Below are 21917 nucleotides of genomic sequence, written 5' to 3'. Positions count from 1 at the left end.
CATGAATACCGTTGCGATTCCCGCTGCTTCCGAACTTGCTGCGCAGGCGGTTACCTATGGCAGCAGCGCCATTGTGGCTCTGCAAGCCGGTGCGGATTTGCCCAGCCAGTTCCTGACTTTCCTGCTGAGCGACGAGCAGTATGCCATCGGCATACTGCACATCAAGGAGATCATCGAATACGGTAGTCTGGCTACTGTGCCCATGATGCCGCCCTGCGTGCGCGGCGTCATCAACCTGCGCGGCGCCGTGGTGCCGGTGCTCGACCTGTCGGCCCGCTTTGGCCGTGCCCCCAGCGTGATCGGCAAACGCAGTTGCATCGTTATTGTCGAAGTGGGGGGCAGCGGGGATGACGAAAAGCAGGTGCTGGGTATGCTGGTCGATGCCGTCAACGCCGTGGTGGAGATCGCTGCGGATGATATCGAAGCGGCGCCCACTTTCGGTACCCGCATCCGGCCCGACTTCATCGCCGGCATCGGCAAGTTCAACGGCAAGTTCGTGATTCTGCTCGATATCGAACATGTGCTGTCGAGCGAAGAAATCATCGAACTGGCGCGCGGCAGCGTGGCCACGCATCTGGCCTGAGGAGCGGCGCACATGGCAGTGGTAGCCCTGACCAACAAGGAATTCTCGCAGTTCCAGCGCTTCATCTACGATGCGGCGGGCATCTCCATGGCCGATGGCAAACAGGCGCTGGTCAGTGGCCGCCTGGCCAAGCGGCTGGCGCACCACCAGCTCAGCAGCTATGGCGACTATTTGCGCATGCTGGAGAACCGCGACCATAGCGGCGAACTGCAGATCGCAGTCGATCTGCTCACCACGAATGAAACTTATTTCTTCCGCGAGCCCAAACACTTTGCCCTGCTGCGCGAACTGGCCGAACAGGCGCGCGCGGCGCGGCGCGGCATGCGCGTCTGGAGTGCGGCCAGCTCTACCGGCGAGGAGCCGTACAGCATTGCCATGGTACTGGCCGATGTGCTGGGCGAGGGCGCCTGGGAAGTGCTGGGCACCGATATCAGCACGCGGGTGCTGGAACGGGCCCGGCGCGGCCATTATCCGATGGAGCGCGCCAGCGGCATTCCGCTCGATCTGCTGCGGCGCTTCTGTCTGAAAGGGCAGGGCAAGGAGGCCGGCACCATGCTGGTGGAAAAAGCCTTGCGCCAGCGTGTGCAGTTCATGCATCTGAATCTGAACCAGCCCTTGCCGAAACTGGGCAGCTTCGACGTGATCTTTCTGCGCAACGTGATGATCTATTTTAATCTGGAGACCAAACGCCAGCTGGTAGCGCGCCTGATGACCCATCTGCGGCCGGGCGGCTATCTGCTGATTGGCCATTCCGAAACGCTCAACGATATCAACGATGCGCTGCAGGCGGTAGCCCCGTCCATCTATCGCAAGCCATGAACACCATGACCGCCAACAAAGTGATCGATATTTTTCTGATGCCGGGCGATGTGTTCGTCGGCGATGAACAGTATCGTGTGCGCACTTTGCTGGGCTCCTGCGTTTCGGTCACGCTGTGGCACCCGCTGCTGCGCATAGGCGCCATGTCGCATTTCCAGCTACCCGGCCATGGCCGCCGGCGCCCGCATAGCCAGCCCGGCATCTACGGCGCCGATGCGATGGAGCTGATGTGCGACGGACTGGCCCAGCATGGCGTTCCGCTGATCCAGTGTCAGGGCAAGATATTCGGCGGCGGCGCCATGTTTCCGGCGAATAGCAAGGTGCCGGATATCGGTGCCCAGAATGGCGATTTCGCGCGCGACAGCCTGCGCCAGCACGGCATACCGCTGGTGTCGGAAAGCCTGTTCGGCGCCGGCCACCGGCAACTCATATTTACCATCCGTACGGGCGAGGTTCTGAGCCGCCAAGTGGCGCCGGAGCTGGTGCTGGTCGATGGCAAGCTGATGAAAAAAGGACGGTTATGAGTGGAATCAATGTGATGATCGTGGATGATTCGGCCGTCGTGCGGCAGGTGCTGAGTGGCCTGCTCAACGACGCCCCCGGCATCAGCGTCAGCTATGCCGTGGCCAATCCGCTACTGGCCATGGACCGCATGAAAGTGCAGTGGCCGGACGTGATCGTGCTGGACGTGGAAATGCCCAAGATGGACGGCATTACCTTCCTGCGCAAGATCATGGCGGAGCGCCCCACGCCGGTGGTGATCTGTTCCACCCTGACGGAGAAGGGCGCCCAGACCTCGATGGAGGCGCTTAGCGCCGGTGCGGTGGCCATCATCACCAAGCCACGGCTCGATCTCAAGCAGTTTCTGCACGATAGCGCCGATGAACTGATTTCGGCCGTGCGCGCGGCCGCGGGAGCGCGTGTGGTCAAGCTGGCCAACCGCCCGCCACCGCCGCCGGTGACGGCCAAGCTCAATGCCGATGCCGTGCTGCCGCCGCTCGATAGCCGCCCCATGACGGCGACCACCGAACGGGTAGTGGCGATCGGCACCTCGACGGGCGGCACGCAGGCGCTGGAGGAAGTGCTGACGGCACTGCCCAGAGTATCGCCCGGCATCGTGGTAGTGCAGCATATGCCGGAAAAATTTACCGCGGCGTTTGCCGCGCGGCTGGATAGCGTGTGTCAGGTGCGCGTCAAGGAAGCCGCCAATAACGACCGCGTGCTGCAGGGACAGGTGCTGATCGCACCGGGCGGCAAGCACATGCTGCTGCGCCGTACCGGCGCGCAGTATTTTGTCGAGGTGGTGGACGGGCCGCTGGTGAACCGCCACCGGCCTTCGGTCGACGTGCTGTTCCGCTCTGCGGCGCGGGCGGCCGGCGCCAATGCGCTGGGTGTGATCATGACGGGCATGGGCGATGATGGCGCGGCCGGGCTGCTGGAAATGCTCAAGGCCGGCGCACGCACGGTGGCGCAGGATGAAGCCAGCTGCGTGGTGTACGGCATGCCCAAGGAGGCCGTCAAGCGCGGCGCGGTGGAAAAGTCGATGCCGCTGAATCTGATCTACCGTGAAATTCTGCAGCAGCTATCGTATTGATGGGGATGCCGATGAGCGAGCCGACTAGCACTGCGCAACTGGATCACCTGCCACCGGCGCGGCCGTGGACGGGCCAGCGCGTGCTGGTGGTGGAGGACAGCACGGTACAGCGCGGCTATCTGGCCGGCTTGCTGCGCCAGCTGGCGTTTGGTGAAATTCTGCAGGCTGGTGACGGCAACGAAGCCTTGCAGGTACTGGAGCGCTTTGGCGAGTTCGGTACGTTTCTGGTACTGACTGATCTGGAAATGCCGGGCATGGATGGCATAGAACTGACCTGCCAGCTGCGCGAACGCTGTCTGGCACGCTATCTGATCGTGGTGAGCGCGCGCGATCCGCGGTTGCTGGAAATTGTCGAAGGCATGAACTTCGACGACGGTCATATCGACCTGCTGGGCACCCTGCTCAAGCCGGTGCAGCTCGATGCGCTGGGCATGCTGCTGGCGCGTGCCGGCAGCAAGGCCGTGCCCAGAACGGCCTGCGTCCAGCCGGAACGGCCCACTGCCGATGTGCTGAAGCAGGCCATCGAAATGAAACAGTTTATACCGTATTTCCAGCCCAAGATAGCCATCGCCAACGGCCATTTGCGCGGACTGGAAGCGCTGGCGCGCTGGCAGCATCCGCAGCGTGGTCTGCTGGCACCTATCCACTTCATCGATGCACTGGAGGGGACGCCGCTGATGGCCGGGTTTACCCTGCTGATCGTGCAGCAGGTGCTGGAACGGCTGACGGAATGGCGGCACGCAGGGCTGCCGCCGTTGACGGTGTCGATCAACCTGTCGGCGGAGAATCTGGCCGAGCGCAGCTTTATCGACCGTTTGACGGATCTGGTGGAAGCCTCCGGTGTGCCCACCTCCGCGCTGGTGTGGGAGGTGACGGAAACGGCGGTGATGCGTCAGTTATCGCAGGCGCTGACCAATATGGGGCGTTTGCGCCTGATGGGTTACGGGCTGGCGATGGACGATTTCGGCATCGGCTATTCGTCGATGCAGCAGTTTGCCCGCTGCCCGTTCACCGAGCTGAAAATCGACCGCGCCTTTGTCAACGGTGCGGCGCAGTGGCCCAACCGGCTGGGTGTGCTGAAAAGTGCGCTGGATCTGGCGCGCAGCCTGAATGTGGCCACCGTGGCCGAAGGGGTGGAGTTAATGGAGGACTGGCAGTTGTTGGGCAAGCTGGGATGCGATATGGCGCAGGGATATCTACTGGCCAAACCCATGCCGGCGCAGGATCTGGTGGGCTGGATCAAGCATGACCGGCGTCGTTTGAAAGCGCTGGCAGAACAGACGTAACAATTCAATCAGTTTCAACTCTGAGGGGAATCACTATGTTTTCGACTTTAACGGTTCGGACGAAATTGATCGCGCTGCTGACGATCGCCGTACTGGCACTGGTGGTGGTCGTTGCACTGGCATTCAACGGACTCAAGCAGGATGCCCTGATGCTCGATGACATAGGCAAAAACCGTATGCCTTCGGTAAACGCGCTGCAAAAGATTAATGAAGGACAGACGGCATTGCGCTCCGCCAGCCGGGCAATGGATGCGACCGCGCTCTATCCTGAAGAGGTTGCGAGCCTGTCCCATGAACTGAAGCGCAAGCAGGAAATTTTTGCAGCAATCGATAAGGCCTGGAAGGATTATGATGCCTTGCCTCAGGAGCCGGAAGAAGCCAAAGTATGGGCTATCTTCATCAAGCAGTGGGATGTCTGGAAAACGCGCGACGCCGTCATCAACGATACTGCAGCCCAGATTGTGCGGGCGGAACCCGCCAAGCGCAAGGAACTCTATGAATTGATGCATAAGACACTACAGGAAAACCGCCCCGCCTTCCATGACGCCGCCGAGAGTCTGGACAAACTGGTGACGCTGAACGTGGGTTATGGCGAGGATGCAGTCAAGAATGCCGAAATTGCGTCGGAGCGCGCGCGTAACCTGATGTATACCGCTGCGGCGATTGCGCTGGCGCTGCTGATGACAGTCGGGATGCTGATCTTGAACGGCATTATGAAGCAGCTGGGCGGCGATCCTTCGTATGCGGCCGACATTGTGCGGCAGGTGGCCGATGGTGATCTGAGCGCCGATGTGGAACTGAAAAACGGCGACACCAGCAGCCTGCTGGCCGCCATGAAAGGCATGATAGAAAAACTGTCGCACGTGGTCAATGAAGTCAACAACGGCGCCGAAGCGCTGGCCAGCGCTTCCGAGGAAGTCAGCGCCACGGCCCAGTCGCTGTCGCAGGCGGCCAGCGAGCAGGCTGCCGGCACCGAGGAAACCAGCGCTTCGGTCGAACAGATGACGGCCTCGATTTCGCAGAACACGGAAAACGCCCGCGTCACCGACGGCATCGCCAGCAAGGCGGCGGTGGAAGCGGCCGAGGGCGGCGAAGCAGTGAAATCCACCGTGGCCGCCATGCAGCAGATCGCCAAGAAAATCAGCATCATCGACGATATCGCCTACCAGACCAATCTGCTGGCGCTGAACGCCGCCATCGAGGCGGCCCGCGCGGGTGAACATGGCAAGGGCTTTGCCGTGGTGGCTGCCGAGGTGCGCAAGCTGGCCGAGCGCAGTCAGGTGGCCGCACAGGAAATCGAACAGGTGGCGTCCAGCAGCGTGGAACTGGCCGAGAAAGCCGGCCGCCTGCTCGATGAAATGGTGCCGAATATCCGCCGCACTTCCAATCTGGTGCAGGAAATTACGGCTGCGTCGGAAGAGCAGTCGGCTGGCGTGGGGCAGATTAATTCGGCCGTGACCCAGCTTAGCCAGACCACCCAGCAAAATGCTTCGAGCTCGGAAGAACTGGCTGCTACGGCCGAGGAAATGAGCTCGCAGGCCGAGCAGCTGCAGCAGACCATGTCCTTCTTCAAGCTCGCTGGCGGCACGCGCAGCGTACGGCCGGCCGTGGTGCACCGTCCCGGCAGATCTTCCGCGCGCGGTGGTGGCGGCATGGGCAGCAACCGGCGCATGGCGGAAATGAGCGAGCCTGACGAATCCCACTTCGTCAAATTCTGAGCGGGGCCGCCATGAGCAGCCTTACGCTGGCGCCAGCGCAGCCCGTAGCGGCTGCCGGCTCGGCGCAGTATCTGAGCTTTATGCTGGGACAGGAGATGTTTGCCATCGGCATACTGGCGGTGCGCGAGATACTCGAATATCTGGGCGTGACGCCGGTGCCGCAGATGCCGTCCTGTATCAGCGGCGTGATCAATCTGCGCGGCACTGCCGTGCCGGTGCTGGATCTGGCACGCCGGCTGGAGCGCCAGCCGGGCGTGATCAGCAAACGCACCTGCATCATCGTGGTGGAGGTCGCCAGCGATGAGGGGCCGTACGTGATCGGCATACTGGTTGACGCCGTCAATGCCGTGCTCGATATTGGCGCGGCCGATATCGAAGCGCCGCCCACTTTCGGTGCGCAGTTGCGCGCCGAAATGCTGCAGGGGATAGGCAAGGTGCAGGGCCGTTTCGTACTGCTGCTGAATGTGCAGAATGTGGTATCGGGTGCCGATCTGGCGGCACTTGCAGCGGCTGCTGCCAGCGCCGCCTAGCGGCGGAATTAAGGCTTGATGAACTTCAGCGTCATGCGGTCGCTTTCGCCGATCGCCTGATACTTGGCGCGGTCCTCATCCTTGTTGGCATAGGTCGGCGGCAGCGCCCACACGCCGCCTTTATGGTCGGCCGTATCTTTCGGGTTGGCGTTGACTTCCGACTTGGCCAGCAGCTTGAAGCCGGCCGCTTCGGCCAGCCCGATCACATACTTCTCGTGCATATAGCCGCTGCTGGCCGAGGCATCCTGCACCTTGCTGTCGGGCAGACGGTGCTCGACGATGCCGAACACGCCGCCCTTCTTCAGGCTGGTGTAGACACTACCGAACAGCGCTTTCAGATTATCGGGGCCGGTCGGCATCCAGTTGTGGATGTTACGGAAGGTCAGCACCAGGTCCACGCTGCCGGCCGGCGCAAAAGCATAGGCGCCGCGCGCTGGCGCAAACACGCCCAGCGCCACCTTGTTATAGACCTCGGGTTTGGTGTTCAGGCGGGCCAGAAAACGCTCGGCCGATTTGCGTTCGCCTTCGCCCGGCGCTGCCAGATCGGGGCCGGCGGCAATCAGCTTGCCGTGTTCGCGCAGATAGGGCGCCAGGATTTCGGTGTACCAGCCGCCGCCGGGCGCCAGTTCCACCACCGTCATGCCGGGCTGGATGCCGAAGAAGCTCAGGGTTTCATACGGATGACGGTACCCATCGCGTGCCACATTTTCCGGTGTGCGCGACGGTGCGGCAATGGCCGCCTTGAGCGCTGCGTCTTCCGCGGCGCTGGCGCCGGCGCTGGCGCACAACAGCAGGGTCGTTGCCAGTGCTGACAGGATGGAACGTTTCATGCGAAATCTCCTCGGGTTGCAAAAATAGGGGGATGCGCCGTTGCGCATCTGCGCGATGATCGGCCAAGCTTGTCGTAAGGTCAAGCATTCTCCACGTGGGCGTAACGGGTATGCGGGCGGACACCGTGCGGACACTGAGCGGACAGTTTGCGGACACCGGCAAGGCGGAAATCACGCTGGCGCGGGCGGATTGCGTCCTGCAATCGATGGCACATATTTTGCCTGTACCGTAGCTTAATCTGGCGCTAAGATTGCATTACCGGCCATTACAGCGGCGGATAGGTCAGGTGCAGTAGAACGTAGAAAACGGCGGAGCAAAACTCCAGCCGCGGCCAGCAGGCCAGTCTTCCCAACCTAGTTGTGACACTCTGGAGATACGATGGAACGACGTGCATTCCTCAATTTAAGTAGTCTGGCGCTGGGCACCATGCTGTTGCCCGCCTTCGGCCGCGCGATCGCGGCAGAAGATCTGCTCAAGCCAGTCGCCCTGCAATTCAAGAAGATGCTGGCCGATACCGCCATGACGGCGGCCACCCAGGCCGGTGCTTCCTACTGCGATGTGCGGGTAGGGCGCTATCTGAACCAGTTCATCACTACCCGCGACCTGAACGTGGAAAACGTGGTCAACACGGAATCGGCCGGTGTCGGTATCCGCGTGATTGCCGGTGGTGCTTACGGCTTTGCGGCGACCAACGACATGACGGCGGACGGCGTAGCCGCTGCGGCCCGCCAGGCTGTCGCCATCGCCAAGGCTAATGCCAAACTGCAGACCGAGCCGCTGATACTGGCGCCCGTCAAAGGCGTGGGCGAAGTGGCATGGGCCACGCCTATCGTCAAGGACTGGCGCACGGTGCCTATCAAGGAGAAGGCTGAACTGCTGATCGCCGCCAACAAGGCCGGCATGGAAGGCGGCGCCAACTTCATGCAGTCCTTGCTGTTCCAGGTGAACCAGCAGAAGTACTTCGCATCGACCGACGGCTCCTACATCGATCAGGATATGCACCGTCTGTGGATGCCCGTATTCGCCACCGCTGTCGACCAGAAGACCAATAAATTCCGCTCCCGTCAGGGTCTGTCGGCGCCGGTGGGCATGGGCTACGAATACCTCGACGCCCGTCCCGAGCACAAGATCAAGGCTGCAGGTGGTGTCACTACGCTATACACCAAGTCCTACGATCTGATCGAGGATGCGCGCGCCGCCGGCAAGCAGGCCAAGGCCAAGCTGACCGCCAAATCGGTCGAACCGGGCAAATACGATCTGGTGCTGTCGCCGGAACATCTGTGGCTGACCATCCACGAGTCGGTCGGCCACCCCACCGAGCTCGATCGCGTGCTGGGCTACGAAGCCAATTATGCCGGTACCAGCTTTGCCACGCTGGATAAATGGCAGAGCAAGAAGTTCAAATACGGTTCGGAGCACGTCAACATCGTGGCCGACAAGACCACCCCGGGTTCGCTCGGCATGGTCGGCTACGACGACGAAGGCGTCAAGTGCAAGCGCTGGGACATCATCAAGGACGGCATTCTGGTCAACTATCAGGCCACGCGCGATCAGGCCCACATCATCGGCGAAAAAGAATCGCATGGCTGCTCGTATGCCGATAACTGGAGCAGTGTGCAGTTCCAGCGCATGCCTAACGTCTCCCTGTCCGCCGGCAAGAAGAAACTGACTCCGGACGAGATGGTCAAAGACGTCAAGAAGGGTATCTACATTGTTGGCGACGGTTCCTTCTCGATCGACCAGCAGCGCTACAACTTCCAGTTCGGCGGCCAACTGTTCTACGAAATCAAGGACGGCAAGATCGGCCAGATGCTGGAAGACGTGGCCTACCAGTCGAATACCCAGGAGTTCTGGAATGCCTGTGTGGGCATCTGCGACGAGCGCGACTGGCGCATGGGCGGCTCCTTCTTTGACGGCAAGGGGCAGCCATCGCAGGTTTCGGTGGTGTCGCATGGCGCAAGTACGACGCGCTTCAACGGCATCAACGTCATTAACACCGCCCGCAAAATCGGCTAAGCCCCGGAGATCACGAGATGAAGAATTTGAGTCAAGAAGAAGCAAAACAGATTTGCGACAAAGTGCTGTCCTATTCCACCGCTGACCAGTGCGAAGTGAATATCGCTGGTAGCCGCAAGGGCAATATCCGTTATGCGCGCAACGCCGTTTCCACCGCTGGCCTGATCGAGGACACCCAGCTAGTGGTGTCGGTTGCTTTCGGCAAGAAGCAGGGCACGGCCACCATCAACGAATTCGACGACAAGTCGCTGGAAAAAGCCGTGCGCCGCGCCGAAGATCTGGCCAAGCTGGCACCGGAAAATCCGGAGTTCATGCCGACCCCGGACAAGCAGGTATTTACCGCCAGCGATACCTACTTCCAGAAGACGGCCGATATCGATCCCGAGTTCCGCGCGCAGGTAGCGGCCTACAGCATCGAGAACAGCAAGAAGAACAAGCTGGTTGCAGCCGGTTTCTTCAGCGATAACGCCACCTTCAATGCGGTAGCCAATTCGAAAGGCGTGTTCGGCTTCCAGCGCGATACCGGGCTCGATTTCACCGTCACCGTGCGCACGGAGGACGGCCGCGGTTCCGGCTGGGCCAAGCGCAGCGTGGGTGACGTCAACAAGTTCGATGCGCGCGAAGCCTCCAATGTGGCGATCGAAAAAGCGCTGCGTTCGGTCGATGCCAAGGCACTGGAACCGGGCCGCTATACGGTAATTCTGGAACCGGCGGCTACCTCGGACCTGCTGGGCTTTATGTTCTCCGGCTTCGATGCGCGGCAGGCCGATGAAGGGCGCAGCTTCCTGTCCAAAAAAGGCGGCGGCAACCGTCTGGGCGAGAAGCTGTTCGACGAGCAGGTCAACGTCTGGACCGATCCATGGGATAAGGACGTGGCCGTTCTGCCGTGGGATGGCCGCAGCCTGCTGGCGCGCGAACGTCAGGACATCATCAAGGGCGGCAAAGTGGCGAACCTCGACTACTCGACCTACTGGGCTAAGAAACAGGGCAAGCGCGCCGTAGGCTCGCCCGGCAACATCATCATGGCCGGCACCAGCAAGTCGACCGAAGAGCTGATCGCCAATACCAAGAAGGGCGTGCTGGTCACCCGTACCTGGTACATCCGCATGGTCGATCCGCAGTCGGTGCTGCTGACGGGCCTGACCCGCGACGGTACGTTCTACATCGAGAACGGCAAGATCAAGCACCCGATCAAGAACTTCCGCTTCAACGAAAGCCCCGTCACGATGCTCAACAACATCGAGGAGCTGGGCCGGCCGGAAATCCTGTCGGGCGACGAATCGCAGTTCCAGCTGCTGATTCCGGCCATGAAGGTACGCGACTTCAACTTCACCTCGCTGTCGGATGCGGTCTAAGCTAGTGTAGTCTCCGGGGCCGGAAGCCATTCCGGCCCTGTTTTCATTTCAGGGAGTTATTGTGGAACGACGTTCATTTCTCAAGATAAGCGCAGCCGCTGGCGGCAGCCTGCTGATTCCGGTGTTCGGCCATGCCATCGCCGCCGATGAGCTGCTCAACCCGATGGCACGCTCATTCAAGAAAGCGCTGGCCGATGCGGCCATGAACGCGGCCACCCAGGCCGGTGCCAGTTATTGCGATGTGCGCATAGGCCGCTACCTGAACCAGTTTCTGACCACGCGCGATCTGAACGTGGAAAACATCGTTAACACCGAGTCTTCCGGCGTGGGCGTGCGCGTGATCGCCGACGGCGCTTACGGCTTTTGCGCCACCAATGTGATGACGGCCGATTCGGTGGTCGCTGCAGCACGGCAGGCGGTAGCGATAGCCCGTGCCAATGCCAAGCTGCAGACCGAGCCGGTACAACTGGCGCCGGTCAAAGGCGTGGGCGAAGTGGCATGGGCCACGCCATGCAAGAAAGACTGGCGGCTGGTGCCCATCAAGGAAAAAGCCGAGCTGCTGATTGCCGCCAACAAGGCCGGTCTGGAGGCCGGCGCCAGCTTCATGGCCTCGAATCTTTTCCAGGTCAACCAGCAGAAGTATTTCGCTTCGACGGACGGCTCCTACATCGATCAGGATATCCACCGTCTGTGGTCGCCACTGACGGCAACGGCGGTCGACCAAGCCACCAACCGCTTCCGCACCCGCGCCGGCCTGTCCTCGCCGGCCAGCATGGGCTATGAATTCTTCGACGTCAAAGCGGCCAACAAGATCGCGGCGGCTGGCGGCGTCACCACGCTGTACAACGGCGCCTATGATCTGATCGAGGATGCCCGCGCCGCCGGGCGTCAGGCACGCGAAAAGCTGACGGCCAAGTCGGTGGAGCCGGGCAAGTACGATCTGGTGCTGTCGCCGGAACACCTGTTCCTGACTATCCACGAATCGGTCGGCCACGCCACCGAGCTGGATCGCGTGCTGGGCTACGAAGCCAATTATGCCGGCACCAGCTTCGCCACGCTGGATAAATGGCGGACTAAAAACTTCAAGTACGGCTCCGATATCGTCAACTTCGTGGCCGATAAAACCACCCCGGGTTCGCTCGGTTGCGTAGGCTATGACGATGAAGGCGTGGCATCCAAGCGCTGGGATCTGATCCGCAACGGCATCCTCGTCAACTATCAGGCCACACGCGATCAGGCCCACATCATCGGCGAGAAGGAGTCGCACGGCTGCTCGTATGCCGACAGCTGGAGCAGCGTGCAGTTCCAGCGCATGCCCAATGTGTCGCTGGAAGCGGGCAAGAAAAAACTCACGCCGGACGAGATGGTCAAGGATGTCAAAAAGGGCATCTACATTCTCGGCCGCGGTTCGTACTCGATCGATCAGCAGCGCTACAACTTCCAGTTCGGCGGCCAGCTGTATTACGAAATCAGGAATGGCAAGATCACCAATCCTATCGAGGATGTGGCCTACCAGTCGAATACGCAGGAATTCTGGAATGCCTGCTCGGCCCTGTGCGACGAACGCGACTGGCGCATGGGCGGCTCTTTCTTCGATGGCAAAGGCCAGCCTAGTCAGGTGAGCGCCGTTTCGCACGGCTCGTCCACCACCCGCTTCAACGGTATCAATGTGATCAACACTGCCCGCAAGATCGGATAAACCATGAAGATGCTCAGTCAGGAAGAAGCCAAACGGATATGCGACAAGGTGATAGGCTATTCGCACGCTGACGAATGCCGCGTGCAGATCAGCGGCAACCGTCAGGGCAACATCCGTTATGCCCGTAACAGCGTTTCGACGGCGGGGCTGGTGGAGAATGCCCAGCTGAGCGTCAGCGTGGCATTCGGCAAGCGTCAGGGCACGGCGTCGATTAACGAATTCGATGACCAGTCGCTGGAAAAAGCTGTGCGCCGTGCCGAAGATGTGGCGCGGCTGGCACCGGAAAATCCCGAGTTCATGCCCGCCATTAAAGCGCAGGACTACCAGCCTACGCCCACCTTCAGCGCAGCGACGGCTGCCATCGATCCCGAATACCGCGCCGAAGTGGCCGCTGCCAGCATTCTTGCCTGCCGCAAGAAGGGGCTGATCGCCGCGGGCTTCTTTGTCGATAATACGGGCTTCGAAACCATCGCCAACTCGAACGGCGTGTTCGGCCATCAGGCCTTCAGCAATCTGGATTTCACCGTCACCACCCGTACCGAAGATGGCCGCGGTTCCGGCTGGGCCACCCGTGCTGCCAGCGATGCGCGTCTGTTCAATGCACGCGAGGCTTCCGAAATCGCTATCGAAAAGGCGCTCAATTCGGTCGACGCCAGGGCGCTGGAACCGGGCCGCTACACGGTGATACTGGAACCGGCGGCGACGTCGGAAATCATCGGCCGCATGTTCGGCGCCTTCGATGCGCGTCAGGCCGACGAGGGCCGCAGCTTCCTGTCGAAGAAGGGCGGCGGCAACCGCCTTGGTGAAAAGCTGTTCGACGAGCAGGTCCATGTCTGGGCCGATCCGTGGAATACGGATGTGCCGGTACTGCCGTGGGACAGCGCGTCCATGCTGGCGCGCCGTCGCGCCGATGTGATCAAGGGTGGCCAGATCGCCTCGCTCGACTACACGCGCTTCTGGGCTGCGAAACAGGGCCAGCAGGCCTTTGGCCGCCATGGCAATATGATCATGGCTGGCGGCGGCAAGTCCACCGAAGAACTGATCGCCAGTACCAAGAAAGGCGTGCTGGTGACCCGCACGTGGTACATCCGCATGGTCGATCCGCAGTCGCTGCTGCTGACGGGGCTGACCCGCGACGGCACGTTCTATATCGAGAACGGCAAGATCAAGCACCCGATCAAGAACTTCCGCTTTAACGAAAGCCCCGTATCGATGCTGAATAATATCGACGAACTGGGCAAACCGGTGGTGATAGGCGGTGACGAAGTGCGCTTCCAGATGCTGATTCCGCCGATGAAGCTGCGCGACTTTAACTTCACGTCGCTGTCGGACGCAGTCTGAGGCGGCAAGGTAGGCAGCGTGGCCAGTTACGATTTCTATTTCACCCGCCTGACCTACGAGTCGGGCGACTGGGATGTGGATATCCGCATGCCGAGCAATGTGCTCAACTCGCTGGTCGAATATACGACCTTGCGGGTCGATCCCGTTGAACGCATCGTTGCGCTATCCGACCCCAAGATGCTGGAAGCGCCATTCTGCTACTTTGCCGGCCACAAGCTGGTGCAGTTCACGCCGGCCGAGCGGCGCAATCTGGAGCGCTACATCCGCGGCGGCGGCTTCCTGTTCGTGGACGACTGCAACCACGATATCGACGGTCTGTTCGCCAAATCGTTCGAGGCCGAGATTGCCCGCATCTTCGGGCCCAGGGCGCTGCACAAGATACCGAATAACCACCCCGTGTATTCGAGCTTCTTCCATTTTGACGGACCGCCGAATACCAGCGTGGAGCTGAACGGCTGGGGCGACGATCTGGTGCACGATTATCTGAAGGCAGTGGAATTCGGCGGCCGCGTGCGGCTTTTGTACAGTAACAAGGACTATGGTTGCGAGTGGGATTACGACTTCCGCAACAAGCGCTGGCTGGCGGTCGATAACACCCGCTTTGCCGTCAATATCATTCAATACGCGTTGGGAGCTTGATTTTGTCTACATTGATGCAGGCCGAAGGTGCCATCGCCTGGAGCGAGAATGAAATCGCTGCGCTGAGCAGCAAGGTCTCGGCGCTCAAGGCCAGTATGGCGCGCGTGATCATCGGTCAGGAAAACGTGATCGATTCGCTGATCATCTGCCTGCTGGCCGGCGGCCATGCGCTGGTGGAAGGCGTGCCGGGGCTGGGTAAGACCCTGCTGGTGAAATCGCTGTCGCAAGCCACCGATATGGATTTTCACCGCGTGCAGTTCACCCCTGACCTGATGCCGTCCGATATCGTCGGCACCGAGATACTGGAAGAAGACCATGCCACCGGCAAGCGCGAGTTCCGCTTCCAGCAGGGCCCTGTCTTCACCCAGGTGCTGCTGGCCGACGAGATCAACCGCGCGCCACCCAAAACCCAGTCGGCGCTGCTGGAAGCCATGCAGGAGCGCAGCGTGACCTTTGCCGGCCGCACCCACCGGCTGCCCAAGCCATTCTTCGTGCTGGCTACCCAGAATCCGATCGAGCAGGCGGGCACCTATCCGCTGCCGGAAGCGCAGCTGGACCGCTTCCTGCTGCGCATCGATGTGGGCTACCCCACCGAGGCAGAGGAGATTGCCATGGTGTCGGCCACCACCCATACGGGGCTGCGCGATGCCGAGCCGGTGATGGATGTGGCCACGCTGCTGCGTCTGCAGCAGCTGGTGCGCGATATCGAAATCGGCGACCACCTGCTGGCCTATGCCACGCGGCTGATCCGCGCTACCCGTCCGGCGCTGAGCAGCGTGCCGGCCGTGCAGAAGCATGTGGGCTGGGGCGCTGGCCCGCGCGCCGGACAGGCACTGGTGCTGGCAGCCAAGGCGCGCGCTTTGATGCACCAGCGGCTGGCGGTCACACGCGAAGACATCGCCGAGATGCTGCTGCCGGTGCTGGCGCACCGTGTGCTGCGCAATTTCGAAGCGGAAGCGGACGGCATCGAAATTGCCGAAATTCTGCTGGCCTTGCGCGAACATATCCGTCCCGAATAAGGCGGTAAGCGGAGCGATGGCATACCGGCGAATGGCAAGAGCACAGCAGCGATGATGCAGACGATGGCGCCCACCTCGGCCATGATGGCGCAGACCCGTGATCTGGATCTGGTGATCCGTCACGTGCTGGCTGGACTCGGACATGGTATCCATGCAGGCCGCGAGCGCGGCGCCGGTGTGGAGTTTTCCGAGTACCGTGCCTATGCACCCGGCGATGAATGGCGCCGCGTGGACTGGAAGTTGCTGGCCCGCGCCGACCGCTACTTTATCCGGGAGGCCGAGCGCGATAGTCACGTGGCGGTCTGGCTGTGGCTTGATGCCACGGCTTCGATGGCCGAGCCTAGCCGCGACATAAACGGCATCGATAAGTTGTGGTTCGCGCGCACCGTGCTGGCCTGCGTGGCGGCGATTGCGCAGCGGCAGGGCGATGCTTTCGGCCTGGTTATCTGTAGCGACGGCAAGGTAGAGTTCACCCCTGCCACCCGTGGCCCCCGCCAGCTGCAGCGGGTGCTGGCGCAACTGAACAAGGCGCAGCCGCTGGGCGGACTGCCTGCCAGCGAAGTGCTGAAAGCCCATCTGCATTTTGCCCGCAGCCCTAGCGTGATATTTGCGGCCAGCGATTTTCTCGACTGGCCTTCGCCGCTCAGTGAAGCGTTGCAGCGTCTGCGCCGCATGCACCACGATGTGCGCCTGCTGACACTGCGCACGCAGGCGGAGATGGATGCCAGTTTCCGCACCGGAAGCGCCTACCGTGATCCCGAACGCAGCACGGGTCTGCATAGGCTCACCGGCGTAGACCGCGCCAGTTATCGCGCACAGAGCCGCGCCCACTTCGATGGCGTGGTACGGGCCTGCCGCCAGAGCGATATTGTGCAGCGTGAAGCCTGCATCGAGCAGCCCGTGGTGGAAGTACTGCGCTGCTGGCTGCGCGCCGCCGGAGGCAGTGGCCGATGATCGTCAGTTCCTATCCCTACTGGTGGCTGGCCCTGCCGCTGCTGTTGCTGCCGTGGTGGTGGCACCGGCAGAAGCGCCAGCGCCTGAAAGCGGAACCGCTGGCGACGGCCAGATTTCTGCCCGCAGCAGAGCCGCAGCAACTGCGTATCTGGCAGTGGCGCGACCGTCTGCTGCTGGCGGCGCGTTGCCTGTTGCTGCTGGCTTTGCTGGCATGGCTGGCGGCCACCATCCTGCCGTGGCGGGGCGATACGGTGCTGCTCGATCAGGGCGCCGATCCGGCGTGGGCGCAGCAGCAGATCGATGCTGCCGGTATGGCGCAGGCGCAGCGGCTGGACCTGCCTGAGCAGCCCCTGCGCTGGCTGGCGGCGCACGAACGCGAATGGCGTGCTACGGCGCATGTGCTGATCGTCAGCCGCGCCGAGCGCATCGCCATGCCGGCGCACCCGCCCCAGTTTGCCCATGCCGTGACATTGAAGGTGGCTTCCGCTGCAGGTGCTGCTGCGCCGGCAGCGTCGCTGCCGCAGGAGATCGTGCTGGCGACCACGCCGGAACGCGCTGCGCTCTGGCGCGCTTTGCTTGCAGCCTTCGCCAGTGCTGGCACTGCCCCCGGCCAGAGTGTTCAGCCGCTGCGCGTGGTGGAAACGCCGGGCCCCGCAACCAGCCTGATTATCTGGGACCGGCCGGAAGCTGCACCGGCAAACTGGAAAGCGCTGCACTGGTGGCAGGGAGCACAGGTGCCGGCAGCGGGCGGGCAGGGCGCCGCAGGTGTACTCAGCTTTAACGGAATCAGCTTGCAATATGCCGATACGGCGCGCGGCCGCGTATGGACCTCGGCTGCATTTCCGCCGCGCGATACAGAAGCTGCCCATGCGCTGTACGAGAGCTGGCAGCAGTTGCAAGCCGCTGCTGCGCAGCCATACGGGCTGGCCTCGCAACACTGGGCCAGTGCAGTGCCGGCGCCTGGCAGTGCAGCTGAAGCCCAGCCTGCACGCTGGCTAGCCTATTTGCTGCTGGCGCTATTCATGATCGAACGGATACTCTGCCATGCACGCCGAAACTGATCTGCTACGCCAGCGCCTGCAGCGTGCCGTGCTGCTGCGCCGCCTGCCGGTCTGGCTGGCGCTGCTGCTACCGTTTCTGCTGGCGGCATGGCTGCTGCCCGCGGCGCGTGCTGCCATGCTGGCTGGTCTGGCTATGGCCCTGCTGTGGGTGGTAGCGGATTTGCGGCGCTGGCGCCGGCGCATCCATAGCGAATGGACCGGCTGGCTGAACGCGGCCGTGCCTGCACTGGAAGACAGTGCGGATCTGCTGGCGATGGACGCCATTTCGTCGATAGGCCGACTGCAGCAGCAACGCTTGCTGGCCCGCCTGCATGCCGTATTGGGCGAGACGGAATATGCCGCCATTGCGCGCAGCCGCGTGCGCTGGCCGCTGCTGCCTTTGCTGGCTGCGCTGCTGTGGATCGCTGGCGGCAGTGTGTGCCAGAGCCGCCAGCAGGCCGGTGCTGCCCCCATGGTGGCGCAGCGTGCCGCCTTTGTGGCGGGTGGCGGCGAAGTGTATCTGCGTGTCCAGCCTCCTGCCTACACCGGCAGGCCGGGCTTCGAGACGGCCGCGCGCGATGTGCAGATACCGCAGTATTCCGAGGTGTACTGGTGCGCAAAAAATGCAGGCAGTGCGCGGCCTGTGGTGGAACTGGGCGACGGCAGTAAGCTCGAAGTGACGGCGGACTGTGTGAAGCAGCGGGTGGAAGAATCGCTGTTCTGGCGGCTGCGTCAGGCGGGCGCCACCCGCTATAACATCCGCGTGATTGCCGATCAGGCACCGGAGGTGACGATCGCCGAACCGGCCGAACTGATACATGTGCTGGCGCGCGACGCGCGCAGCGTGCAGATCGCGGTCAGCGCCAGAGATGATTACGCCATCAGCCGTGCCAGCCTGCACATGACGCTGGCGCGCGGCAGCGGCGAGAATATCCGGTTCAGCGACCGTGAAGTGCCGCTGCCGCAGTCGGCCAACCCCAGGGAGCGCAACTGGAAGAAGCAATGGAGCCTGAGCGAGCTAGGCATGGAAGCGGGCGACGAGCTGTATTTCTTCGTGCGGGCGACCGACAATGCGCCTGACCATCCGCATACCACCCAGTCACCTACCTATACGCTGCGTCTGCCCGCGCCCGAAGCCGAGAGTCTCGATTCGACGGCGCTGCCCAGCCTGGCCAAGCCGGAGACGCTGCGCAGTCAGCGCCAGATCATCATCGATACGGAACAGCTGCTGGCCGACATGCAGGCGCCGCCCGCTATGCCGGCCGCCACGGTGCGCAGCCGTAGCGAGGCTATCGCCAATGATCAGGCCAAGCTGCGTCTGCGCTACGGCCAGTTCCTCGGCGAAGAATCCAGCCTGTTCGGCGATGAGCATGAGGGTGAGCATGGCCATGAAGGCGCAGCGCCGCCAGCGGGCGGCTTTGGCCGCGACAGTTCCATGCTCAAGGAGTTCGGCCATGCGCACGATCAGGAAGACAATGCCACCATCTTCGATCCCAAGACCAAGGCGATACTGAAACGCGCGCTGGCCGCCATGTGGGATGCCGAAAAGTCGCTGCGCGCGATCACGCCGAAGACGGCACTGCCGCCGGAATACAAGGCACTGGAAGCGATCAAGGAGTTGCAGGCTGCCGAGCGTGTCTACCTGCACCGCACCGCTTTTGTGCCGCCCGCACTAAAAGAGGAGAAGCGCATGAGTGGCGACATCGTCGGCGTGCTGGGTTACCAGCGTGCGCAAGGCACGGCCAGTTCCAGCGTGCCTGCGGAAGTACGCGAACTGGTGCAGGCGCTGGCGCAGGATGGCGCGCTGCCTGCGCTATGGAGCAAGGCTGCGCGAGACGCTATCAGCCAGCGCATCAGTGATCCCGAACAGAAACTGGCGGCACAGCGCTCCGTGCAGGATGTGCAGGATGGCTGCATCCCTTGCCGTGGCGAGTTGCGCGCATGGCTGCGCGGCACGCTGACGCAAGCGCCCGTGTTGCTGCAGTCGCGCAGCGTCAGTGATACGCCGTTCCGCCGCGCGTGGAATGGCAAAGAGTCTGCGCAATGAATAGTGCCGTGATAACCGCCGTATTCAATTCGATCGCGCCGGTGGAATGGCTGCTGCCGCTGGCGGTTGCCCTGAGCGGACTGGTAAGCGCTGCGCTGTACCTGCGCAAGCGCCAGCAGATCAATGCCGCGCTGGTGCTGGTGGCTGGTCTGGCACTAGCACTGACACTGGCTGGCCTGCGTCTACCTGCCGGAGCGGCAGCGCCACTGACCATCCAGAGCGATGCGGCAACTGCGGTGACGGCTGCGCAGTTATCGCGCGTGGCCGCTGCCAGCGAGATCGATCTGCGCGGCGATGGCTTGCGCGACGCAGAGTGGCGCGATGTGCCAGCCCGTCCGCTGCAATGGGCACCGAAGGCAGCCGATCTGCTCTGGCTGGATTTCCCGCGCACGCTGGCGCTGGGGCGGCAGTTCACGCTGACGGTGCGGCGCGGCGCAGCGCAGGCTGGCTGGCGGTTGCAGCTGCTGGCCGAGAATCATCAGATACTGGCCGATTCCGGCGTAGCGACAGCGGTCAGCACAACCCAACGTGTGCAGTGGTTGCCGCCGGTAGCAGAGGCGATGGTACTGCAGGCACGCCTGCTTGATCAGGCGGGCAAGGTGATCGCTCAGGGGCCGGTGCCCTTGCAGGTAAAGGATGCGCTGCCGTTGCAGGTGCGCGGGCTGTTCGATGCTGCTTCGTTCGATGCGCGCAGCCTGAACCAGTTGCTGGTCGATGGTGGCGCGCTGGTGGAGTGGAATGTCACGCTGGGCAAAGCGGTCAGCCGCAACGAGGTGGCGCGCGAGCCGCTGAGCGCGCCGAATCTGCTGTTTGCCGATGCAGCCTATATCGAACATCTGGCACCGGCAGCACGCAGTGCCTTGCTGGCACAGGTGCGGCAGGGCGTGCCGCTGGTGATACTGGGCGGGAATGCGGCCGACGCAGCGCTGTGGCAGCGCGAGTTCGGCTTGCCCCTGCAAGCGCAGTCTGCCACTACGGAAAAGGAAGATATGCGCCAGTTCGCGCTGGCAGGCACGCAGCTGGCATTGGCACCGGCACCATGGAATCCGGCGCAATCAGCGGGGGGCTGGAGCGTGCTGGCGCGCGATGACAGGAAGCAGCCATGGCTATGGCAGCACGCAATGCAGCGCGGCCGCATGCTCTGGCTGGGCGTCACTGACTGGCACCGTTACGCTATCAGCGCGCCACAGGCACTGGCAGCGTGGTGGCAGCTAGCGCTAGACGAGATGGCTTTGCCCAGTGCGGGCAAACTGGCATGGCAGCTCGATGATCCTATGCCACTGGCAGGATTGCGCACCGAGGCCTGTGTGCAGGGAGCTGCGGCCGGCGCCATGCTGCAGGTGCAAGGGCAGGCGCAACTGCCCCTGCAGTACCGGCGGGATAAGGCCGATGCGGCCTGTGCTGCGTTGTGGCCTGCGCAGGCAGGGTGGCTGCCCATGACCCTGAGTGCTACGCAGGCGCCGGAGCAGGAGCGCCTGTACGTATTTGCCAGCAGCGACTGGCCGGCATGGCAGCGCGCATTGCGGCGCGACGCCACGGCGCGCTACGCCGCGCGCTACACCCCTGCGCAGGCGCAAGCGTCGATGGAAGGTGGTGCTACCGGCGCACCAGCACCAGTACCAGTAGCAGCGCTGTTACCGGTTGCGCCAGCCGGCCTGCTGTGCATCGCCTGCATGCTGGTGCTCTGGTGGCGCGAGCAGTTCAGTCCTGCCGCCACTGGTTCACATAAGGCGGAGCCGGTGTAAGGCAGCCCGCATCCATGACTGGCGCCAGCGGTTTCAACGCCAGCGGCAGCACGCCCGCCCACGCAGGCTGCTGCATATCTTCCTCGTCCTCATTCGGTCCGCCGCTACGGATTTTGCAGGCAGCTTCCGCAAGGCTGATGCGCAGGATGGTGGTGGCTGCATATTCCTTGTCCGAGCCGGGGCGGATTTCCGCCTGCCGGCCCGGCGCCAGATGTTCCATAAAGTTTTCCAGCGCATGACGGCGCTGCGCCTCATCGCTAACCACTTCGAAGCGGCCGTAGACCATGGCCGAACGGTAGTTCATCGAGTGGTTGAAGGCCGAACGTGCCAGCACCAGTCCATCGAGATGGGTAATCGTCACACAGCACTCGCTGTCCGTCAGTCGTTTGAGCATGCGGCTGCCGTTGGAACCGTGGATGTACAGGTGATCGTCCTCGCGCCAGCAAGCCGTGGGGATGCAGTGCGCGCCCTTGTCGTCGGCAAAGGCGATGTGGCACAGATAGGCCGCATCGACGATCGCATGCAGGGTGGCCGTGTCATAGGCGGCGTTGGTAGGAATGCGGCGGATACGGGTACGCTCGCTGGGCGCTGCGGCAGTTTCTGGTGTGGTCATAAGCTCCATCCGGTTGAATTGAAGTGCCACTATAATGAAGTGATGGTTCCTTAAAAAGATCCAGAACCATGTTATTTTTTGGAGCCAG

General features: G+C 62.5%; 19 protein-coding genes. 17 read left to right on the top strand and 2 right to left on the bottom strand.

Annotated features, from left to right (window positions below):
• The first annotated feature begins 1 nt into the window (after position 1).
• The 7 genes from GTP27_RS19770 to GTP27_RS19740 are packed head-to-tail and all read left to right on the top strand — an operon-like array spanning position 2 to position 6530.
• Complete coding sequence (locus GTP27_RS19770) at positions 2–583, top strand: chemotaxis protein CheW (protein ID WP_161040855.1); 582 nt, start codon at positions 2–4, stop codon at positions 581–583.
• Positions 584–595: 12 nt separating this feature from the next.
• Positions 596–1402 (top strand): CheR family methyltransferase, encoded by an 807-nt coding sequence (locus tag GTP27_RS19765; protein ID WP_161040854.1) that lies wholly within the window; start codon positions 596–598, stop codon positions 1400–1402.
• Positions 1399–1926, top strand: coding sequence for a chemotaxis protein CheD (locus GTP27_RS19760; protein WP_202416957.1), 528 nt, complete (start codon positions 1399–1401; stop codon positions 1924–1926). Before GTP27_RS19765 ends, GTP27_RS19760 begins: the two co-directional genes overlap by 4 nt.
• Complete coding sequence (locus tag GTP27_RS19755) at positions 1923–2996, top strand: protein-glutamate methylesterase/protein-glutamine glutaminase (RefSeq protein ID WP_161040853.1); 1074 nt, start codon at positions 1923–1925, stop codon at positions 2994–2996. The genes GTP27_RS19760 and GTP27_RS19755 overlap by 4 nt, the downstream gene beginning before the upstream one ends.
• 11 nt (positions 2997–3007) lie before the next feature.
• Positions 3008–4282 (top strand): EAL domain-containing response regulator, encoded by a 1275-nt coding sequence (locus tag GTP27_RS19750; protein WP_229634249.1) that lies wholly within the window; start codon positions 3008–3010, stop codon positions 4280–4282.
• Positions 4283–4317: 35 nt separating this feature from the next.
• Positions 4318–6000, top strand: a complete 1683-nt coding sequence (locus GTP27_RS19745) for a methyl-accepting chemotaxis protein (RefSeq protein ID WP_161040852.1) — start codon at positions 4318–4320, stop codon at positions 5998–6000.
• A gap of 11 nt (positions 6001–6011) precedes the next feature.
• Positions 6012–6530, top strand: coding sequence for a chemotaxis protein CheW (locus GTP27_RS19740; protein ID WP_161040851.1), 519 nt, complete (start codon positions 6012–6014; stop codon positions 6528–6530).
• Between the two features lie 8 nt (positions 6531–6538).
• Here GTP27_RS19740 and GTP27_RS19735 read toward each other — a convergent pair whose 3' ends face one another.
• A complete protein-coding gene (locus tag GTP27_RS19735; RefSeq protein ID WP_161040850.1) occupies positions 6539–7360 on the bottom strand; it encodes a class I SAM-dependent methyltransferase in 822 nt (273 codons plus the stop codon).
• A gap of 379 nt (positions 7361–7739) precedes the next feature.
• On the opposite strand from GTP27_RS19735, the gene GTP27_RS19730 reads away from it, so the two are divergent.
• From GTP27_RS19730 to GTP27_RS19685, 10 genes are all read left to right on the top strand, one after another.
• The gene (locus GTP27_RS19730) at positions 7740–9377 is read left to right on the top strand and encodes a TldD/PmbA family protein (RefSeq protein WP_161040849.1); all 1638 of its coding nucleotides are present in this window, start codon (positions 7740–7742) and stop codon (positions 9375–9377) included.
• 17 nt (positions 9378–9394) lie between these two features.
• Positions 9395–10732 carry a TldD/PmbA family protein gene (locus tag GTP27_RS19725; protein WP_161040848.1) on the top strand — a complete coding sequence of 446 codons (1338 nt, stop codon included), beginning with the start codon at positions 9395–9397 and terminating at the stop codon, positions 10730–10732.
• Positions 10733–10793: 61 nt separating this feature from the next.
• A complete protein-coding gene (locus GTP27_RS19720) occupies positions 10794–12431 on the top strand; it encodes a TldD/PmbA family protein (protein WP_161040847.1) in 1638 nt (545 codons plus the stop codon).
• A gap of 3 nt (positions 12432–12434) precedes the next feature.
• On the top strand, positions 12435–13772 hold the full coding sequence (locus GTP27_RS19715; protein ID WP_161040846.1) for a TldD/PmbA family protein: 1338 nt from the start codon (positions 12435–12437) through the stop codon (positions 13770–13772).
• Between the two features lie 18 nt (positions 13773–13790).
• Positions 13791–14411, top strand: a complete 621-nt coding sequence (locus tag GTP27_RS19710) for a DUF4159 domain-containing protein (protein WP_161040845.1) — start codon at positions 13791–13793, stop codon at positions 14409–14411.
• Between the two features lie 2 nt (positions 14412–14413).
• Entirely contained in the window at positions 14414–15430 is a 1017-nt protein-coding gene (locus GTP27_RS19705) for an AAA family ATPase (RefSeq protein ID WP_443093193.1), read from the top strand.
• A gap of 51 nt (positions 15431–15481) precedes the next feature.
• Positions 15482–16384 (top strand): DUF58 domain-containing protein, encoded by a 903-nt coding sequence (locus GTP27_RS19700; protein ID WP_229634248.1) that lies wholly within the window; start codon positions 15482–15484, stop codon positions 16382–16384.
• A complete protein-coding gene (locus tag GTP27_RS19695; protein WP_202416954.1) occupies positions 16381–17445 on the top strand; it encodes a BatA domain-containing protein in 1065 nt (354 codons plus the stop codon). The genes GTP27_RS19700 and GTP27_RS19695 overlap by 4 nt, the downstream gene beginning before the upstream one ends.
• The gene (locus GTP27_RS19690) at positions 17429–19471 is read left to right on the top strand and encodes a DUF4175 family protein (protein ID WP_161040844.1); all 2043 of its coding nucleotides are present in this window, start codon (positions 17429–17431) and stop codon (positions 19469–19471) included. Before GTP27_RS19695 ends, GTP27_RS19690 begins: the two co-directional genes overlap by 17 nt.
• An 8-nt stretch (positions 19472–19479) precedes the next feature.
• On the top strand, positions 19480–21216 hold the full coding sequence (locus GTP27_RS19685) for a hypothetical protein (protein ID WP_371865955.1): 1737 nt from the start codon (positions 19480–19482) through the stop codon (positions 21214–21216).
• Here the strand turns inward: GTP27_RS19685 and GTP27_RS19680 are convergent.
• Positions 21173–21829, bottom strand: coding sequence for a pyridoxamine 5'-phosphate oxidase family protein (locus GTP27_RS19680; RefSeq protein WP_161040842.1), 657 nt, complete (start codon positions 21827–21829; stop codon positions 21173–21175). The genes GTP27_RS19685 and GTP27_RS19680 overlap by 44 nt on opposite strands.
• Positions 21830–21917 lie beyond the last annotated feature (88 nt).

It is taken from the genome of Duganella qianjiadongensis (assembly GCF_009857915.1).
In the GTDB taxonomy this organism is placed as follows: Bacteria; Pseudomonadota; Gammaproteobacteria; order Burkholderiales; family Burkholderiaceae_D; genus Rugamonas; species Rugamonas qianjiadongensis.
Note: the sequence above shows the minus strand (reverse complement) of the source record. Positions and strands in the feature narration are given on the sequence as shown.